Consider the following 13,348-nt stretch of genomic DNA (forward strand, 5'->3'; position numbering starts at 1 on the left):
CATATGTCATGACATTCGCTCTCCAAGAGGGCGATGATCATCAGGGAAGGAAAAAAAGCGGATTCCTTGCCCGGTTCTGGTGTCGAACCTCGAAATTAAGATACACTTTATCCTCTTCGCCGATCTTTCCAATCAGGGCGATCGTGTCCCCTTTTCGGACCGTGTCGTCCAACCGGACCTTCCGGGTTTTCAGATGGGTATAGACTGTGGCGAAATTATCTGCATGTTTGATAATAATCGTTTCACCGTAATCCTTCAACTCCGATGAAAAAATCACCGTTCCCCCGGCCGCTGCAACGACGGGCGTCATATCCTTTCCGCTGATACTGATCCAGTTGTGATACATTTTGTTGGGCTGAATGCCGAAACGGGAGATGACCCTGCCCTTGACAGGCCAGATAAACCGCTTTTTGTCAAACTGCAGCTTACCGGAAACATCCGTCGGCAACTCCTCCTTGTTCAAAGAACCGGCGGCGTTTTTTACAGGCTTCGGCGGAGGGGCGGGGGGGGGCGCTTTGGGAGGCAATTCTTCCCGCTCCTTCGGAGCGGCTTCCTCTTCCGGCGTTTCAGAAATCTCTCCTGCTGCGCTGCCTGGAAGGGAAGGCGAAGCCTTGGGGGACTCAACATCCGAAGTCCGGCTGCCGTCAGATTTCAAAAGGGGTTTGGAACGGGAAGGACTTTCTCCGCCGGGCGGACTCTTGGCAACGGGCTCTTCGCCAGCGGGGGGTTTGTTCCGCAGAGGGTCGAATCCCTGAGCCCTCAGCAACAGCATGACATCTTCGATGACCTCATTCGCATGCGGGACAAAGAGAACCTGATCCGCTTCAATCAGGTCGGGATTTTCAACATTATTGACCTCCGCCAGGTCCTGCACATGCACGGAATACGCCTTGGCGATGCTGTAAAGGGTCTCCCCCTTCTTCACTCGATGGTATACACCTTTCGGTTTTCCGGATTTAAAACCGTAGACGTCAGAGAAGATAAACGGAATAAACAGCAGAAACAAAAAGATGAAATGTTTTTTGGAAAGGGTCAATCTGCTCAGTGTCGGCTCCTCGTTTCACAAATACATCTTAAGGAAGATCAGCCGGACCAGCCATATTCTCCAATCAGGTCTACAAAACGGCAGCCTCCCAGGTGTTCTTTTTTCAAGTCCTGCACATCCTCGGATTGTCTCGTAATTTTCAGAAGATCCTGAACAGACCTTCCACCCACCGGCACAACCAGCCGCCCTCCCACCGCCAGCTGCTCAACCAGCGGCTGCGGGATTCCGGGCGCCCCCGCCGTTACCAGGATGGCGTCGAAGGGCGCTTCCTCTTTCCAGCCGTAAGTGCCGTCCCCTACCCGGATCGCCACATTGTAATATCCCAGATGATCCAGGATGCGACGGGCATTGTTGGCCAGCGACGCAACCCGCTCTATGGAGAAGACCTGTTCGGCCAGTTCCGCCAGCAGGGCGGTCTGATATCCCGATCCGGTTCCAATCTCCAGAACCCGCTCCCTCCCTTTGAGTTCCAGGGCGTCCGTCATCAGGGCCACCATGTAGGGCTGAGAAATGGTCTGCAACTCACCAATCGGGAGGGGGTTGTCGTTGTATGCCTGATCCGCCAGGGCCTCTTCAACAAAAAGATGGCGCTGTATTTTGGACATCGCCTCAAGAATGCGGGGATTTGTGACCCCCCTGGCCTGGATCTGGGTTTCAACCATCCGCCAACGCTGCTTTTGAAATCTGTCCATCATCGACCGTGCATATATCCCTTCCGCGCAGGAATTTTATAAATAGCTTCAACCCAGTGATGTTTCCGCATACCCAGGGCCTCCCGGGTGATGATCAGATAGTGATAGCGCAGTTTCGCCTCCTCTCTCAACGCGTTAAACTGGAGGATTTTTTCATTGATTTTTTCGATCATCAACGGTTCAGGCATGACCGCATCGGGAGAGAGGGCGACGTTCACGGAACCTTCCGAGCAATCCCCCGTCAGGAAACGGAGGGACCCTTCTATGTCCTCTTCCATGTCCTGCAGCTGCTGAAGGATCGAGGAGACCCTCTCGCCGGCCCGGCTGAGGACTTCTGCTTTTTCTCTAAGCAGTTCCTCCTGAAGGACATTTTCGGGGGTTTTTGTCAGAAGAATCATGATTGTCTGCTCCGCTTCATTCCATAAATTATCTATGGCAGATTTTGGAAGATTTCCCTGAATATATTAAATAAAAATAAATATTTTCAAATTCAATATTTGGTGATTATTAGCATTGAACACTCCTTTTTTCAACTGAAAAGGCAAACCCCGTCTTCTCTGATTTTTCCTTTACATCACCGGCCGCTTTCGTTAGTAAGAATCAAGAAGGAGGAAATGCCCATGGGGAAACTCTCCACAGGTCACGCCATGTCAGAGGCCGTCAGGAATGCGTATCTGCGCAACAGCGATGACGAGACCCTGGAACCTCTGGTTCTGATGGATGCCGGTCAGCGGCCGGTTGGCCGCATCGGGAAAAATGATGCCGTCATTTTCTACAACATCCGGGGAGAACGTGAAATCGAACTGACCCGCAGCCTGACGGAAAGAGGGTTCTCTGCTTTCTCCCCGGTGGATGACCTGTTGCTGTCCTTTGCCACCATGATTGAATACAAAAAGGGATTGAATGTGCAAGTGGCCTTTCCCCCGGAGGGAGAGCTGCAGGATACCTTAAGCGACGTCCTTTCCCGGAACCACATCAGCCAAGCCAAGATCACCGAAGCGGAAAAGGCGGTCCATGTTTCTTATTTCCTGAACGGGAAGAAGGAGCATCCCCTCCCGGGAGAAGAGAGGATCATCGTGCCCACGCGCAGAGACGTCCATCTTTTCGATGAAGCCCCGGAGATGTCCATCGAGGCAATAACCGAAGCCATTCTCGACAAGATTGCCGATCCGTCCTGCCGGTTCATCCTTGCAAATTTTCCCCCCAATGTGGACGTGATCCTGGCCACGGCCGAAATGGACTTAGCGGAGCCATCCTGAGGGCCGTGGAAGCAGTCGACCGCCAGACGGGCCGGGTCATTGACGAGGCGAAGCGCCGGGGCTTGACGGTCATGGTCACCGCCGACCACGGGACAGTCGAAAAATGGCTCTATCCCGACGGCGTTATTGACACGGGCCACACAGACAGCCCCGTCCCTTTCATCCTTCTCCACGATACCCCGGACCTTGAGCTTCGCCGGGATGGAGCCCTGACGGATATCGCCCCAACCGTCCTCCAGCTGTTCCGCCTCCCCGTTCCGGCGGCCATGACCGGAAAATCGCTGATCATCACCCCCGGTCCCGAAGGGAATCAAGCCGGCGCAGAGGCTCCTTGTTCTCATTCTCGACGGCTGGGGAGAAAGCGACCAGACCTTGGGCAACCTCATTGCCCAAGCCGCCACGCCGACCATGGATCGCCTGAAAACGACCTGTCCATGGACGACCCTGAAGGCGGCGGGAGAAGCCGTCGGGCTTCCTGAAGGAACGGTCGGAAATTCGGAAGCGGGACATCTGCACATTGGCGCCGGAAGGCCGATCTATGCCGATCGGGTCCGCATCAATCAGGCCATTTCCGACGGAACGTTCTACGAGAACGAAGCCTTCCTTTCCGTCATGTCTGCGGCAAAGCGCAATTCCAAGGCCCTGCATCTGCTGGGCATCGTTTCCTTTTTCAGCTCGCACGGCTCCCTTTCGCATCTGTTTGCCCTGATGGAGATGGCCAAACGGGAAGGTGTCCCCGAGGTCTACATTCATGCCATGCTCGGCCGTCGGGGTGAACAGCCGGAAAGCGGCGCTCTGTATATTGAAAAGATTGAAAACAAGGCGGCGGAACTGCAAAGGGGAAAGGTGGTTTCGGTCATTGGCCGGTACTGGTCCATGGACCGGGAAGAAAACTGGGACCGAATCAAAAAAACCTACGACATGCTTGTCTTCGGAACGGGGCAAGCCGTCTTCTGTCAATCATAAAAGAACGGTCAGCCCCTGTCGTGACAACATCCGGCTGAGGAAGATGGGAATATGGAACATCGAATCGGAAACAGAAGAGTCGTCCTGGTTCAGGGCGACATCACCCTGGATGAAACGGATGCCCTGGTCAATGCCGCCAACAGCGGCCTGAGAGGCGGGGGCGGGGTCGACGGCGCCATTCACCGGGCCGGCGGACCGGCCATTATGGCTCAATGCCGCAAAATCGGGGGTTGCCCCCCCGGCCAGGCGGTCATAACCACGGGCGGCAATCTCAAGGCCCGGTACGTCATTCACACCGTCGGTCCAATCTATCGGGGCGGCGCCCACGGTGAAGCGGACATCCTGGCCGGCGCGTACCGGGAAAGCCTGAAACTGGCTTCCGCAAACAGGTTGAAAAGCCTGTCCTTCCCGGCCATCAGCGCCGGGGTTTATGGCTATCCGCTCCAGGAGGCCGCCAGGATTGCCCTGACAACGGTTCTTGACTACCTCGCGGCCCACCGGGACATCGAGCTTGTCCGCTTTGTCCTGTTCGGGCAGGAGACCTTCGAGGCCTTTTCCGCCGTTCTCCGGGACCTTATTCCGTCATATTAACGTTTCCTGCTTCCTGGTGACCTCGGCCTTGATCCGGTTCAGGGTATCCATCAGGGTTTCGGAGACGTTCTCGCGGATATCACCGGCGACGACGATGTACATCACGTCGTCACCGACAGGGTGCAGACCTTCGCGGATTTCAACGAGGACTTCCACAATGCCCGGCCGCTTCTTCGCCTCCGCTACAATGGCTTCAAGACGCTGCCGGTCGGCTGTTAAAGTAAGCTCGGAGACGGGCTTCCCGTCCCGGGTCGTCGCCCGGACCACGCCGTTATGACACAGAATCATCCCCGCCTTATGAAAATCGGGGTGACTCTTTACCTTTTGAATCATTTCCATCAGATCCATCGCAACCTCCTTTTTCGAATCCCTGAAAAAAAAACAAGGGGCGTTTAGAATAATCGAGATCCCGCCCAAACCCGTATTGACCCGAGCCCGTAACTGTGAGAAGAGATTTGCCATGCGAAGAAGAGCTGCACAGAAAAAAATGGAACCTCTTGGCCCGGTTCTTCAAAAGGCCTTGAAGAGGCGGCATGTTCCCTTTGATCTCGAAGAGAAGCGGATTCTCGCCCTTTGGGACCAGGCCGTCGGTCCACAGATTGCCGCCCAGACAAGGCCCAGCCGTATCAGGGCCAGGACGCTCTTTGTGGCCGTTTCCACATCGGTCTGGATGCAGCAGCTCCATTTTCTCAAAGAGAATATCATCAGGCAGTTCAATTCCCTAGCACAAAAAGAGGAAATCCGGAATATTTTCTTTTCTCTGGGCCGGGTTGACGCCCGTCCGACAACCTCTTCCGCGCCGCCCCCTTCTTCAGCGTCAGAAGCCTCCCGAAGCCTGAAGAAAAGGGATTTACAGATGATCGCCGACTGCACGAAACACATCGCCGACGAAGAGCTCCGGGAAATCGTCAAGCGCGTCATGACGAAGGAAATCAGCCGCCGCCGGCTGTCGGAAACCGGTTAAGCTCCCTGAAAAGCTCCTCCATATCTTCGGTATAGAGCTCCGAATCCCTGTAGATAAAAAGGGGAGGAAGAACATCCAGTTCCTCGCCTCCCCCCTTGCAGCCCTCGGACAGGACAAAAGTCCCCGCTGTGTCACTCCGGGAATGAACCAACCGGAACCGTTTAGGTTCGAGGGCCGCTTCCCGCATCCCCGCGATAAGGGGCACCAGCCGCTGAGCGGGATAGATCACAAAGAAGCGGCCGCCAGGCTTCAAGACATAGGCGGCCGCTTCAAGAAAGTCCCGGAGAGCCCCCCGGATCTCGTGCCTTGCCAGGGCCTTCTCGCCCAAGGGGTTGATTCGTCCGGTATTCGCCTTCCGATAAGGTGGATTGCAGACAACGGCATCAAAAGATTCCGCATCAAGAAACCGTCGGATTTGACGGACATCCCCCACCTTAAAGGACACCCGGCCATCGAGACCATTCAGGGCCGCGCTGCGCATGGCCATTTCAACCATGCTCTCCTGGATGTCGACCCCGACAGCCCGGACATCCGTACGCCGCATGGCGGTGATGAGGGCAAGAACCCCGCTGCCCGTTCCCATGTCCAGAAGCGAATGTTCCTGTCCCAGACGGATAAAAGAAGCCAGCAACGGGGCATCCAGGGAAAAGCGATAGCCCCTCTTCTTCTGGATAACCTGGAGGCGTCCGTTCAGAAGGCCGTCCACGGTCTCGTTTTCCCGCGCCAGAATCATGATGCCCCCTATGTGCCGACCCTCCCGCTAAGAAAGGCGATGGACAAACAGGCCGCTGCGTAGTTTCGGTTCAAACCAGGTGGATTTGGGAGGCATGACCAGTCCGGCATCCGCCACCGCCATCGGCTGCTCCAATGTTGTGGGAAAGAGGAAAAGGCGACGGCGAACTTGCCGGAATCCACCAGCCGCTCCAGCTCTTTCATTCCCCGGATGCCCCCGACAAAATCAATGCGCTGGTCCGTCCGGGGATCCTCGATGCCCAGCAACGGGTGCAGAAGGTGGTTCTGCAGAATGGATACGTCAAGACGGCCGATGGGGTCCGCTTCATCGCAGAGATTTTCCCGGGCAATCAGCTGGTGCCACTTACCGTCCAGATACATTCCGTAAGAATGGAACGCCTCGGGAGATTTCCGGCTGAAATCGGGGCGGATTTCAAACTTTTCTTCGACCTTCCGGAAAAAGGTTTCCCGATCCAAACCGTTGAGGTCCCGGACGGCCCGGTTGTAGTCCATGATCCTCAACTGGTTGTGGGGGAAGATGACGGAAAGGAAAAAATTATAGGGTTCGTCGCCCCGGTGCCCGGGATTGCTTTCCCGACGGGAGCGGCAGACGGAACAGGCTGCAGCCGCCCGATGGTGGCCGTCGGCGATATAAAGCGCATCGAGTCCTTTCAGCCCTTCCTCCAGTCTGCGGACACCCGCCGGATCGCTTACGACCCATACCCTGTGCACGATCCCGTCATCGGCGGAAAAGTCGTATTCAGGGGCGGCAGCCTTGAAATCCCGGACGAGGCGGTCAAGATCGTCCGTTGAGCGGTAGGTCAGGAAGACGGGTCCCGTCTGGGCGTTGACCGTATCGACATGGCGGGTTCGCTCCAGTTCCTTGTCCGCCCGCGTCAATTCATGCTTTTTGATCCGCCCCGATTCATATTCGGCGACGCTGGCGCAGCCGACGATCCCCGTCTGCTCGTGATCGCCCATGCGCTGCTGATAGATATAAAAGCCGGGGGTACTCTCCTGGAAAAGAACGCCCTGGCGAACCAGGCTGTCCAGATTTTCTCTGGCCCTTGCGAACACCTTTTCCGGCACGTCGCTCTCGGGCGGGTCCAGATCGATTTCAGATTTTTCAACCCGCAGGAAACTCAGGGGGTTACCGGAAGCAAGCGCCCTGGCTTCGTCCCGGTTGAGGACATCATAGGGAAGGGAGGCCACATCCCTGGCAAAGGAACGAGCAGGTCTCAGGGCTCGAAAGGGGATCACGACGGACATAACGAATTCTCCTGATATGAAATTTGCCCGAATACTGACACATTGAAATCGCTAAATCAATCCCCAAACAGGCCAGCGATCCCCTCGGGGCGCAGAAATCAGAAATCCGCACAACCTGTTCCGGCCCCGGTCTACGATGTTGGCACGGTCCGCAGCCTCATCGGGGAGCCCGCTCACGATTTCAAGCTGCCGTTCAGCGAGCGGATGGCCGCCACAAAAGCCTTCAACCTGGCGGGATCTTTCCTCCCCACCGGGTTTTCGACACCGCTGATCACGTCCACCCCGTGGGGATTCACAGCAGCGACAGCCTTCGCAACGTTGTCGGCGTTCAATCCTCCGGCAAGAATAACGGGTACCCGCACCTGATCCCGTATGCGCCGGGCGAGGCCCCAATCCATGTTCCGACCGGTCCCCGCCGGCCGGGATTCGCTGACGGAATCCAGGACCAGTCCATCCACCCCCGTATCCTCTATCTGCCGGGCGGCATCGACAGGGTCTTCACAGGAGGATCGGCACCTCCCCGTTTCGACGGAGAACCGCAGCGGTTTGAGGACCTTCACCCCCAGCGCATGGATGGCGGACACCAGCTCCGCCGTCACGGAAATGGGTTCATTGCCGTGGAGCTGCACCGAGCGGGGCTTCAGCAGTTGCGTCAGTTCGATGATCGTCCGGGGATCCTCCCCGACCACAATGACCGGCGAGACGGAAGGGGGGACGCTGCGGATGAGCTTTCCGGCCTGCTCCCGATCAAGATTCCAGGGGACATCGATGGGGTATTCCACCACAAAGCCCAGATCGTCAACTCCCACCGCCGCACAGAGGCGGATGTCTTCGACGGTCGTGATGCCGCAGATCTTGATCCGTGTCATACCGGCCATCCTACAGCGACCAGCTCGTCCAGGAAAGAGCCCACGTTCTCCGCTTTCAGCACGGCCGTACCGACCAGAACGGCATCGGCGCCGCTTCTGCCGGCGCGGCGGACATCCGCCGCCGAGCGGATCGAGCTCTCACTGATCAGGATACGGGATCCCCGGCAGAAGCCCGCAAGCTCCTCCGTCCGGCTCACATCGGAGTCGTCCACTTCGAAGACGGTGATGTCCCGATTGTTGATACCGCGCAGATCGAAGGGAAGATGCTCGATCTTCCTGATCTCTGCCGCATCGTGTCCCTCCACCAGAGTCTCCAGGCCGCAGTCCCTGGCTGCCTCTATGAGCCGCGTCATCTGCCGCAGATCGAGCATGGCCGTAATCAGGAGGATCGCTGAAGCGCCGCAGTCGGCCGATTCCTGAACCTGGCGTTCCGTGGTGATGAAGTCCTTGTGGAGGACGGGGACGCCGACCGCGGCGGCGACCTCCTTCAGAAGGCCCATGTGGCCGCCAAAGTGCCCCGGTTCCGTCACGACGCTGATTCCCGCCACAGGGCGCTGTGACATTTCCTGCGCCAGCGCCACCGGATCGCGGCCCCGCAGGAGATCGCCCTCCTTGTCAGACCGCACCTTGATCTCGGAGATCACAGGGAAGAGGCCTGAGCGCTGCCGCATTCGTATGGACGCGGACAGAGGCGGCTTGCCCCTTCCTCCGCATCGGGCTTCCATTTTTTCTCTATCGAAATTCCCGTCAACCAGCATGTGACCGTTCCACCAGTTCATTGAGCTTTCTCTGTGCCGCCCCGGAATCGATCAGGGAGCGGGACAGCTCTATCCCCTCCTGGATGCTGGGCGCCTTGCCATTCACATAGAGCGTGGCGGCATTGTTCAGGACCAGGAAATCCCGGCGGGGTCCGCGCTCCGTGCCGGCAAAGATGTTTCGAATCACCCGGGCGTTGAACTCCGGCCCGCCGCCGGCGATATCGCTGAGCGTGCAGCGCTTCAGTCCGAAATCCTCCGGGACGAACTCATAGTACTTGATCTGCTTCTGCCTGATTTCCGCAATCGAGGTCTTGCCGATCAGGGATATCTCATCCAGCCCGTCCATGCCGTGGGCAATGATGACATGGTTGAAATCCATCTCGGCAACCACTTCCGCCATCATGTTAACCAGCTCCGGCTTGTAGACGCCCATGGTGTGGTTCCTGGCGCCAGCAGGATTGATGAGCGGGCCGATGATCGTGAAAAAGATCGTCTTGATGCCGAGCTGGTTTTCCGGCCCAAATACCTTGAGCATGACGGGATGGAAATTGGGGGCATAGATGAAGCTGATCCCGATGTCCTCGATCATCCGGGCCACCTGCTCCGGTGTCCGGTCGATGTTGACGCCCAGGGCCTCCAGGACATCGGCGCTGCCCGAGGATGACGAAATGGAGCGGCTGCCGTGCTTGGCCACCGGAATGCCGGCGGAGGCCGCCATGATGGCGTTGGCGGTGCTCACATTGAAGGTGGTCAACCCGCCTCCGGTCCCGCATGTGTCCGTGAGTTCCGCTGTCGTGGAGACCTTGATGGGCACACAGTTTCGGCGCATGGCCTGGGCGATGTGGGCCACTTCCTTGATGCTGGGCCCCTTGCACAGAAGACCGACCAGAAATCCGGCAATCTGCACGTCGGACAACTGCCCGGCGTTGATGGCATCGATCACGTTATTGATTTCATTTTTATCGAGGTTGAAGTGCTCCGTCAGCTTGGCAAGGATCGGCGCGATCGTCTTCTTGCCGTTCTCCAGCACCATGGCCGTCTCCGGAGCGTCCTCCGGCATGATCAATGCCGAAGGAGCGCCCACGATGAGTTCATGGAACTTATAGGTCTTAAAGGCCATCATGGTCCTCGTCGACAGAACGCCCTCCATATTCTGCATCTTCTCCGTCACGATGTCCGCCAGATTTTCGTAGTCCTGGACCTGAATCTTGGCCATCAGATCATACTCGCCGGTTATCGACAGGACTTCAACGACCTCGTCGATGGCTCCCACCTTGTTGGCCAGCCCGGAGATTTTTCCCTTCTCTGCCTTGAAAAGAACCAGTGCTGTAATCATCAACATACCCTCCTGTGAAAATAACCTGTCTGTCGGCGACGCTGCGCCGGGAAACACCCTCTGCATCCAAAGAGAGTTCCCTCCACCCGGTCATGGGATTGGAGCGAACGCCAGGGCAAGCCAGCTCCCATTGGATAAAAAAAGGCCGCAGGCAGTGGATCTGCCTACGGCCCCTTGCTGTTTTATTTGATGCGGCTCAATAGCAAAGGAAAGTCACGCTGGCGGACCCGGATATGGCGGTCCACCACCAGAACTGGATGGCCTTTTCGCTGTTGAAAACGTGTTTCATGGTTTTCCTTCATCCTTCCAGATCGCCCTTTTAATTAAAATTTATTTTCCCTGTCAAGTATTTTATATTGAAAAAAAGTTAATCAGCAGACAGGGTCGGAGAGGGGCAGATCGGATGACTCCCGGACGTATGACACTGCCCCACGGTTCCGCAACAAGGAGGGGAAAATGAGCAGATACATGATCGCGGTCTGGAGGACAACCTTGGTCAGGCTCCCCTGGCGGTTGGCCGCCTGTGCGCTGATCTGGTCAGGGGTTATGGTTTTCAGCACGGCATGGGCCGGCACCCTGCAGGGCACCGCAACCTATCGGGAGCGCATCGCGTTGCCGGCCGATGCGGTGTTTGAGGCTGAGCTGCAGGAAATCTCGAGAGCGGATGCGCCGGCCGTGGTACTCGGCCGCAGCACGTTGGCTCCGTCCGGGCAGCCGCCATTCCGGTTCGCGATTGTCTACGACGATGCCGCCGTGCAATCGGGCCACCACTACACCGTCCGCGCGACCATCAGGCACCAGAGACGGCTGCTGTTCACTACCGATCGGATCCACCCGGTGCTCGACGGCCGCAACGCGCCGCTGCACATACAGATGGTGTCCGTCCGCAGCGGACGGCAGCCGGGCTCGATGACTGACGGCCTCGGCGTTCTGCCCGCCTCCTACGAGGGCGAACTGCCCGGTGCCGGAAACCCCGTTGTGTGGCACGTGGACCTGCTGCCCGAAGGGCGCTACCAACTGCGCACGATCCACGTCGGCCGGCCTGAGCCGAACCGCTACGATGACATCGGCCGCTGGACGCGCGACAAATCAGGACGCATCGTGCTGCGCGGCGGACGCGAGGCCCTGGTTTTCCTCATGCCGCTCAAGGACGGTGCGGCGCTTCGCAAGCTCGATCTTCTCGGCCGGCCCATCGAATCCGGCCATAACGACCGCTTGCTCCGGCTGCCCGAACCCCGCCTCATCGAGCCGAGGCTGATGCTCACCGGCATGTTCACCTACATGGCCGATGCCGCCGCCATTACGCTCTGCGTCGACGGCCGGCGGCTGCCGGTGGCGATGGAGGGCGATTACAAGGCCCTCGAAGCCGCGTATCAGAAGTCTACCCCACAACCGGGACAACCCGTGCTGGCAAGCCTGGAAGGTCTCATCACGCAGCGTCCGTCGATGGAGGAGGGCCGCCCGGCCCAAACCACACTGGTGATTGAGCGGTTTGTCGCTGTCTGGCCTCGTGAAAGCTGCGGCAATCCGCTGGCTGACAGCCCCCTGCGCGGCACCTATTGGAAGCTTGTGCGCCTGGGCGAATATCCCGCGACTGCGGCCACGAAGCAGCGCGAAGCGCATCTGATCTTTGCCGCCGATGCATTGCGCGTCACCGGAAGCGGCGGTTGCAACCGCATCATCGGCAGCATCGAGCTCGACGGTGACAGGCTGCGTTTCGGCCGCATGGCGTCGACCAGGATGTCCTGCCCGGATGGCATGGATCAGGAAAACCGGCTCATCGAGACGCTGAAGCATGTGGCGTGCTACCGCATCCGGGGCAGCCACCTCGAGCTCCTGGATGCAGCCGGCACTGTGATCGCGCGGTTCGAGGCGGTCGCACTGCAGGAGAAATGACCGATCCGCGGGATTCGATCCTGGTTCACGGCACCGATCATATTCCACAGGGAAGATAAAGGATGAGGAATGAGCGAGGAAAACAAATCCATCCATGAGTTCGATTTCAAATTGATCTGCGAATATTTTTCAAGCGTAGAACGGCAGGGACCCGGAAGCCCCGAAGTAACGCTTAAAGCCCTGAGCTTTATTGACAACCTGACAGGGGAGTCACACATTGCCGATATCGGCTGTGGAACCGGCGGCCAGACAATGGTGCTCGCTGAACATGCACCGGGGCACATTACAGGCATTGATTTGTTTGCCGACTTCATCGATATCTTCAACGCCAACAGCCGGAAACGGAACCTCCAAGACAGAGTGCGGGGCATCGTCGGCTCCATGGAACATCTTACTTTCCAGAAGGAAGAACTGGATCTGATCTGGTCGGAAGGGGCGATCTATAATATCGGGTTTGAGCGGGGCATAAGCGAATGGCGGAAGTTCCTGAAGCCAGGTGGGTATCTTGCCGTTTCAGAAGCGTCCTGGTTCACGCGAAGGCGGCCCGTCGAAATCGAGCGGTACTGGCAAGATGCTTATCCGGAAATCGACATCATCTCCCATAAAGTCGGACAAATGGAAAAAGCCGGATATATCCCGACAGCGACGTTTGTCGAGCCTGAAAACTGCTGGACGGAACATTTTTATGCCCCGCAGGTTTCTGCACAGGAGAAATTTCTAAAAAAGCATGCCGGCAACAAAACGGCCGAAGAGCTCGTAGAAAACGAGCGGCATGAAGCCAGGCTCTATGAGATATATAAAGAGTTTTACGGGTATGTTTTCTATATCGGGAAAAAGATTTGAAGAAATGGGCACATCCCGTCACCGCCGCGGCATCAAACGCTGAAAACCAGGCTCGGCGGGATCGATCGGATATCAGTGGCCCGCCCAAAACACCTTTCCGGTTACCCGGGCCTGTTGCCCGTCGATGC

Annotated in this window: 15 protein-coding genes and 1 pseudogene; 7 read left to right on the forward strand and 9 right to left on the reverse strand. The window is 57.5% G+C overall.

Translation table 11 applies throughout. The annotated features are described in order from the left end of the window. Positions 1-40 precede the first annotated feature (40 nt). The 3 genes from AB3175_RS04765 to AB3175_RS04775 form a co-directional block, all read right to left on the reverse strand. Entirely contained in the window at positions 41-925 is an 885-nt protein-coding gene (locus AB3175_RS04765; protein WP_367359810.1) for a peptidoglycan DD-metalloendopeptidase family protein, read from the reverse strand. A 158-nt stretch (positions 926-1,083) separates the two neighbouring features. Next, positions 1,084-1,740, reverse strand: a complete 657-nt coding sequence (locus AB3175_RS04770) for a protein-L-isoaspartate(D-aspartate) O-methyltransferase (protein ID WP_367359811.1) — start codon at positions 1,738-1,740, stop codon at positions 1,084-1,086. Continuing rightward, a complete protein-coding gene (locus AB3175_RS04775) occupies positions 1,737-2,135 on the reverse strand; it encodes a hypothetical protein (RefSeq protein ID WP_367359812.1) in 399 nt (132 codons plus the stop codon). The genes AB3175_RS04770 and AB3175_RS04775 overlap by 4 nt, the downstream gene beginning before the upstream one ends. A gap of 222 nt (positions 2,136-2,357) precedes the next feature. On the opposite strand from AB3175_RS04775, the gene AB3175_RS04780 reads away from it, so the two are divergent. Genes AB3175_RS04780 through AB3175_RS04795 form a run of 4 tightly spaced genes read left to right on the forward strand, consistent with a single transcriptional unit; the run spans position 2,358 to position 4,553 of the window. Continuing rightward, a complete protein-coding gene (locus tag AB3175_RS04780) occupies positions 2,358-2,996 on the forward strand; it encodes a hypothetical protein (RefSeq protein WP_367359813.1) in 639 nt (212 codons plus the stop codon). A gap of 5 nt (positions 2,997-3,001) precedes the next feature. Further along, a complete protein-coding gene (locus tag AB3175_RS04785) occupies positions 3,002-3,475 on the forward strand; it encodes a hypothetical protein (RefSeq protein ID WP_367359814.1) in 474 nt (157 codons plus the stop codon). After that, the gene (locus AB3175_RS04790) at positions 3,369-3,962 is read left to right on the forward strand and encodes a hypothetical protein (protein ID WP_367359815.1); all 594 of its coding nucleotides are present in this window, start codon (positions 3,369-3,371) and stop codon (positions 3,960-3,962) included. Before AB3175_RS04785 ends, AB3175_RS04790 begins: the two co-directional genes overlap by 107 nt. Before the next feature lie 51 nt (positions 3,963-4,013). Beyond that, entirely contained in the window at positions 4,014-4,553 is a 540-nt protein-coding gene (locus tag AB3175_RS04795; protein WP_367359816.1) for an O-acetyl-ADP-ribose deacetylase, read from the forward strand. Here the strand turns inward: AB3175_RS04795 and AB3175_RS04800 are convergent. Next, complete coding sequence (locus AB3175_RS04800) at positions 4,545-4,901, reverse strand: molybdenum cofactor biosynthesis protein MoaE (protein WP_367359817.1); 357 nt, start codon at positions 4,899-4,901, stop codon at positions 4,545-4,547. The two genes, AB3175_RS04795 and AB3175_RS04800, sit on opposite strands and share 9 nt — an antisense overlap. A 112-nt stretch (positions 4,902-5,013) precedes the next feature. On the opposite strand from AB3175_RS04800, the gene AB3175_RS04805 reads away from it, so the two are divergent. After that, positions 5,014-5,517, forward strand: a complete 504-nt coding sequence (locus AB3175_RS04805; protein ID WP_367359818.1) for a DUF721 domain-containing protein — start codon at positions 5,014-5,016, stop codon at positions 5,515-5,517. On the opposite strand, the gene AB3175_RS04810 is transcribed toward AB3175_RS04805, so the two are convergent. From AB3175_RS04810 to trpD, 5 genes and pseudogenes are all read right to left on the reverse strand, one after another. Next, positions 5,486-6,250 (reverse strand): tRNA1(Val) (adenine(37)-N6)-methyltransferase, encoded by a 765-nt coding sequence (locus AB3175_RS04810; RefSeq protein WP_367359819.1) that lies wholly within the window; start codon positions 6,248-6,250, stop codon positions 5,486-5,488. The two genes, AB3175_RS04805 and AB3175_RS04810, sit on opposite strands and share 32 nt — an antisense overlap. A gap of 27 nt (positions 6,251-6,277) precedes the next feature. Then, positions 6,278-7,518, reverse strand: a pseudogene (locus AB3175_RS04815) (DUF1015 domain-containing protein). A gap of 173 nt (positions 7,519-7,691) precedes the next feature. Then, on the reverse strand, positions 7,692-8,387 hold the full coding sequence (locus AB3175_RS04820) for a phosphoribosylanthranilate isomerase (RefSeq protein ID WP_367359820.1): 696 nt from the start codon (positions 8,385-8,387) through the stop codon (positions 7,692-7,694). Next, complete coding sequence (locus AB3175_RS04825) at positions 8,384-9,145, reverse strand: indole-3-glycerol-phosphate synthase (protein WP_367359821.1); 762 nt, start codon at positions 9,143-9,145, stop codon at positions 8,384-8,386. The genes AB3175_RS04820 and AB3175_RS04825 overlap by 4 nt, the downstream gene beginning before the upstream one ends. Continuing rightward, positions 9,135-10,481, reverse strand: a complete 1,347-nt coding sequence (gene trpD, locus AB3175_RS04830; protein WP_367359822.1) for an anthranilate phosphoribosyltransferase — start codon at positions 10,479-10,481, stop codon at positions 9,135-9,137. The genes AB3175_RS04825 and trpD overlap by 11 nt, the downstream gene beginning before the upstream one ends. A 456-nt stretch (positions 10,482-10,937) precedes the next feature. Between trpD and AB3175_RS04835 the strand changes: the two genes are divergently transcribed. Next, positions 10,938-12,377, forward strand: coding sequence for an META domain-containing protein (locus AB3175_RS04835; protein ID WP_367359823.1), 1,440 nt, complete (start codon positions 10,938-10,940; stop codon positions 12,375-12,377). Between the two features lie 69 nt (positions 12,378-12,446). Next, positions 12,447-13,220: a class I SAM-dependent methyltransferase gene (locus tag AB3175_RS04840; RefSeq protein ID WP_367359824.1), complete on the forward strand. Its 774-nt coding sequence runs from the start codon at positions 12,447-12,449 to the stop codon at positions 13,218-13,220. Positions 13,221-13,348 lie beyond the last annotated feature (128 nt).

This window comes from Syntrophus sp. (in: bacteria) (genome assembly GCF_040768185.1).
In the GTDB taxonomy this organism is placed as follows: domain Bacteria; phylum Desulfobacterota; class Syntrophia; order Syntrophales; family Syntrophaceae; genus Syntrophus; species Syntrophus buswellii.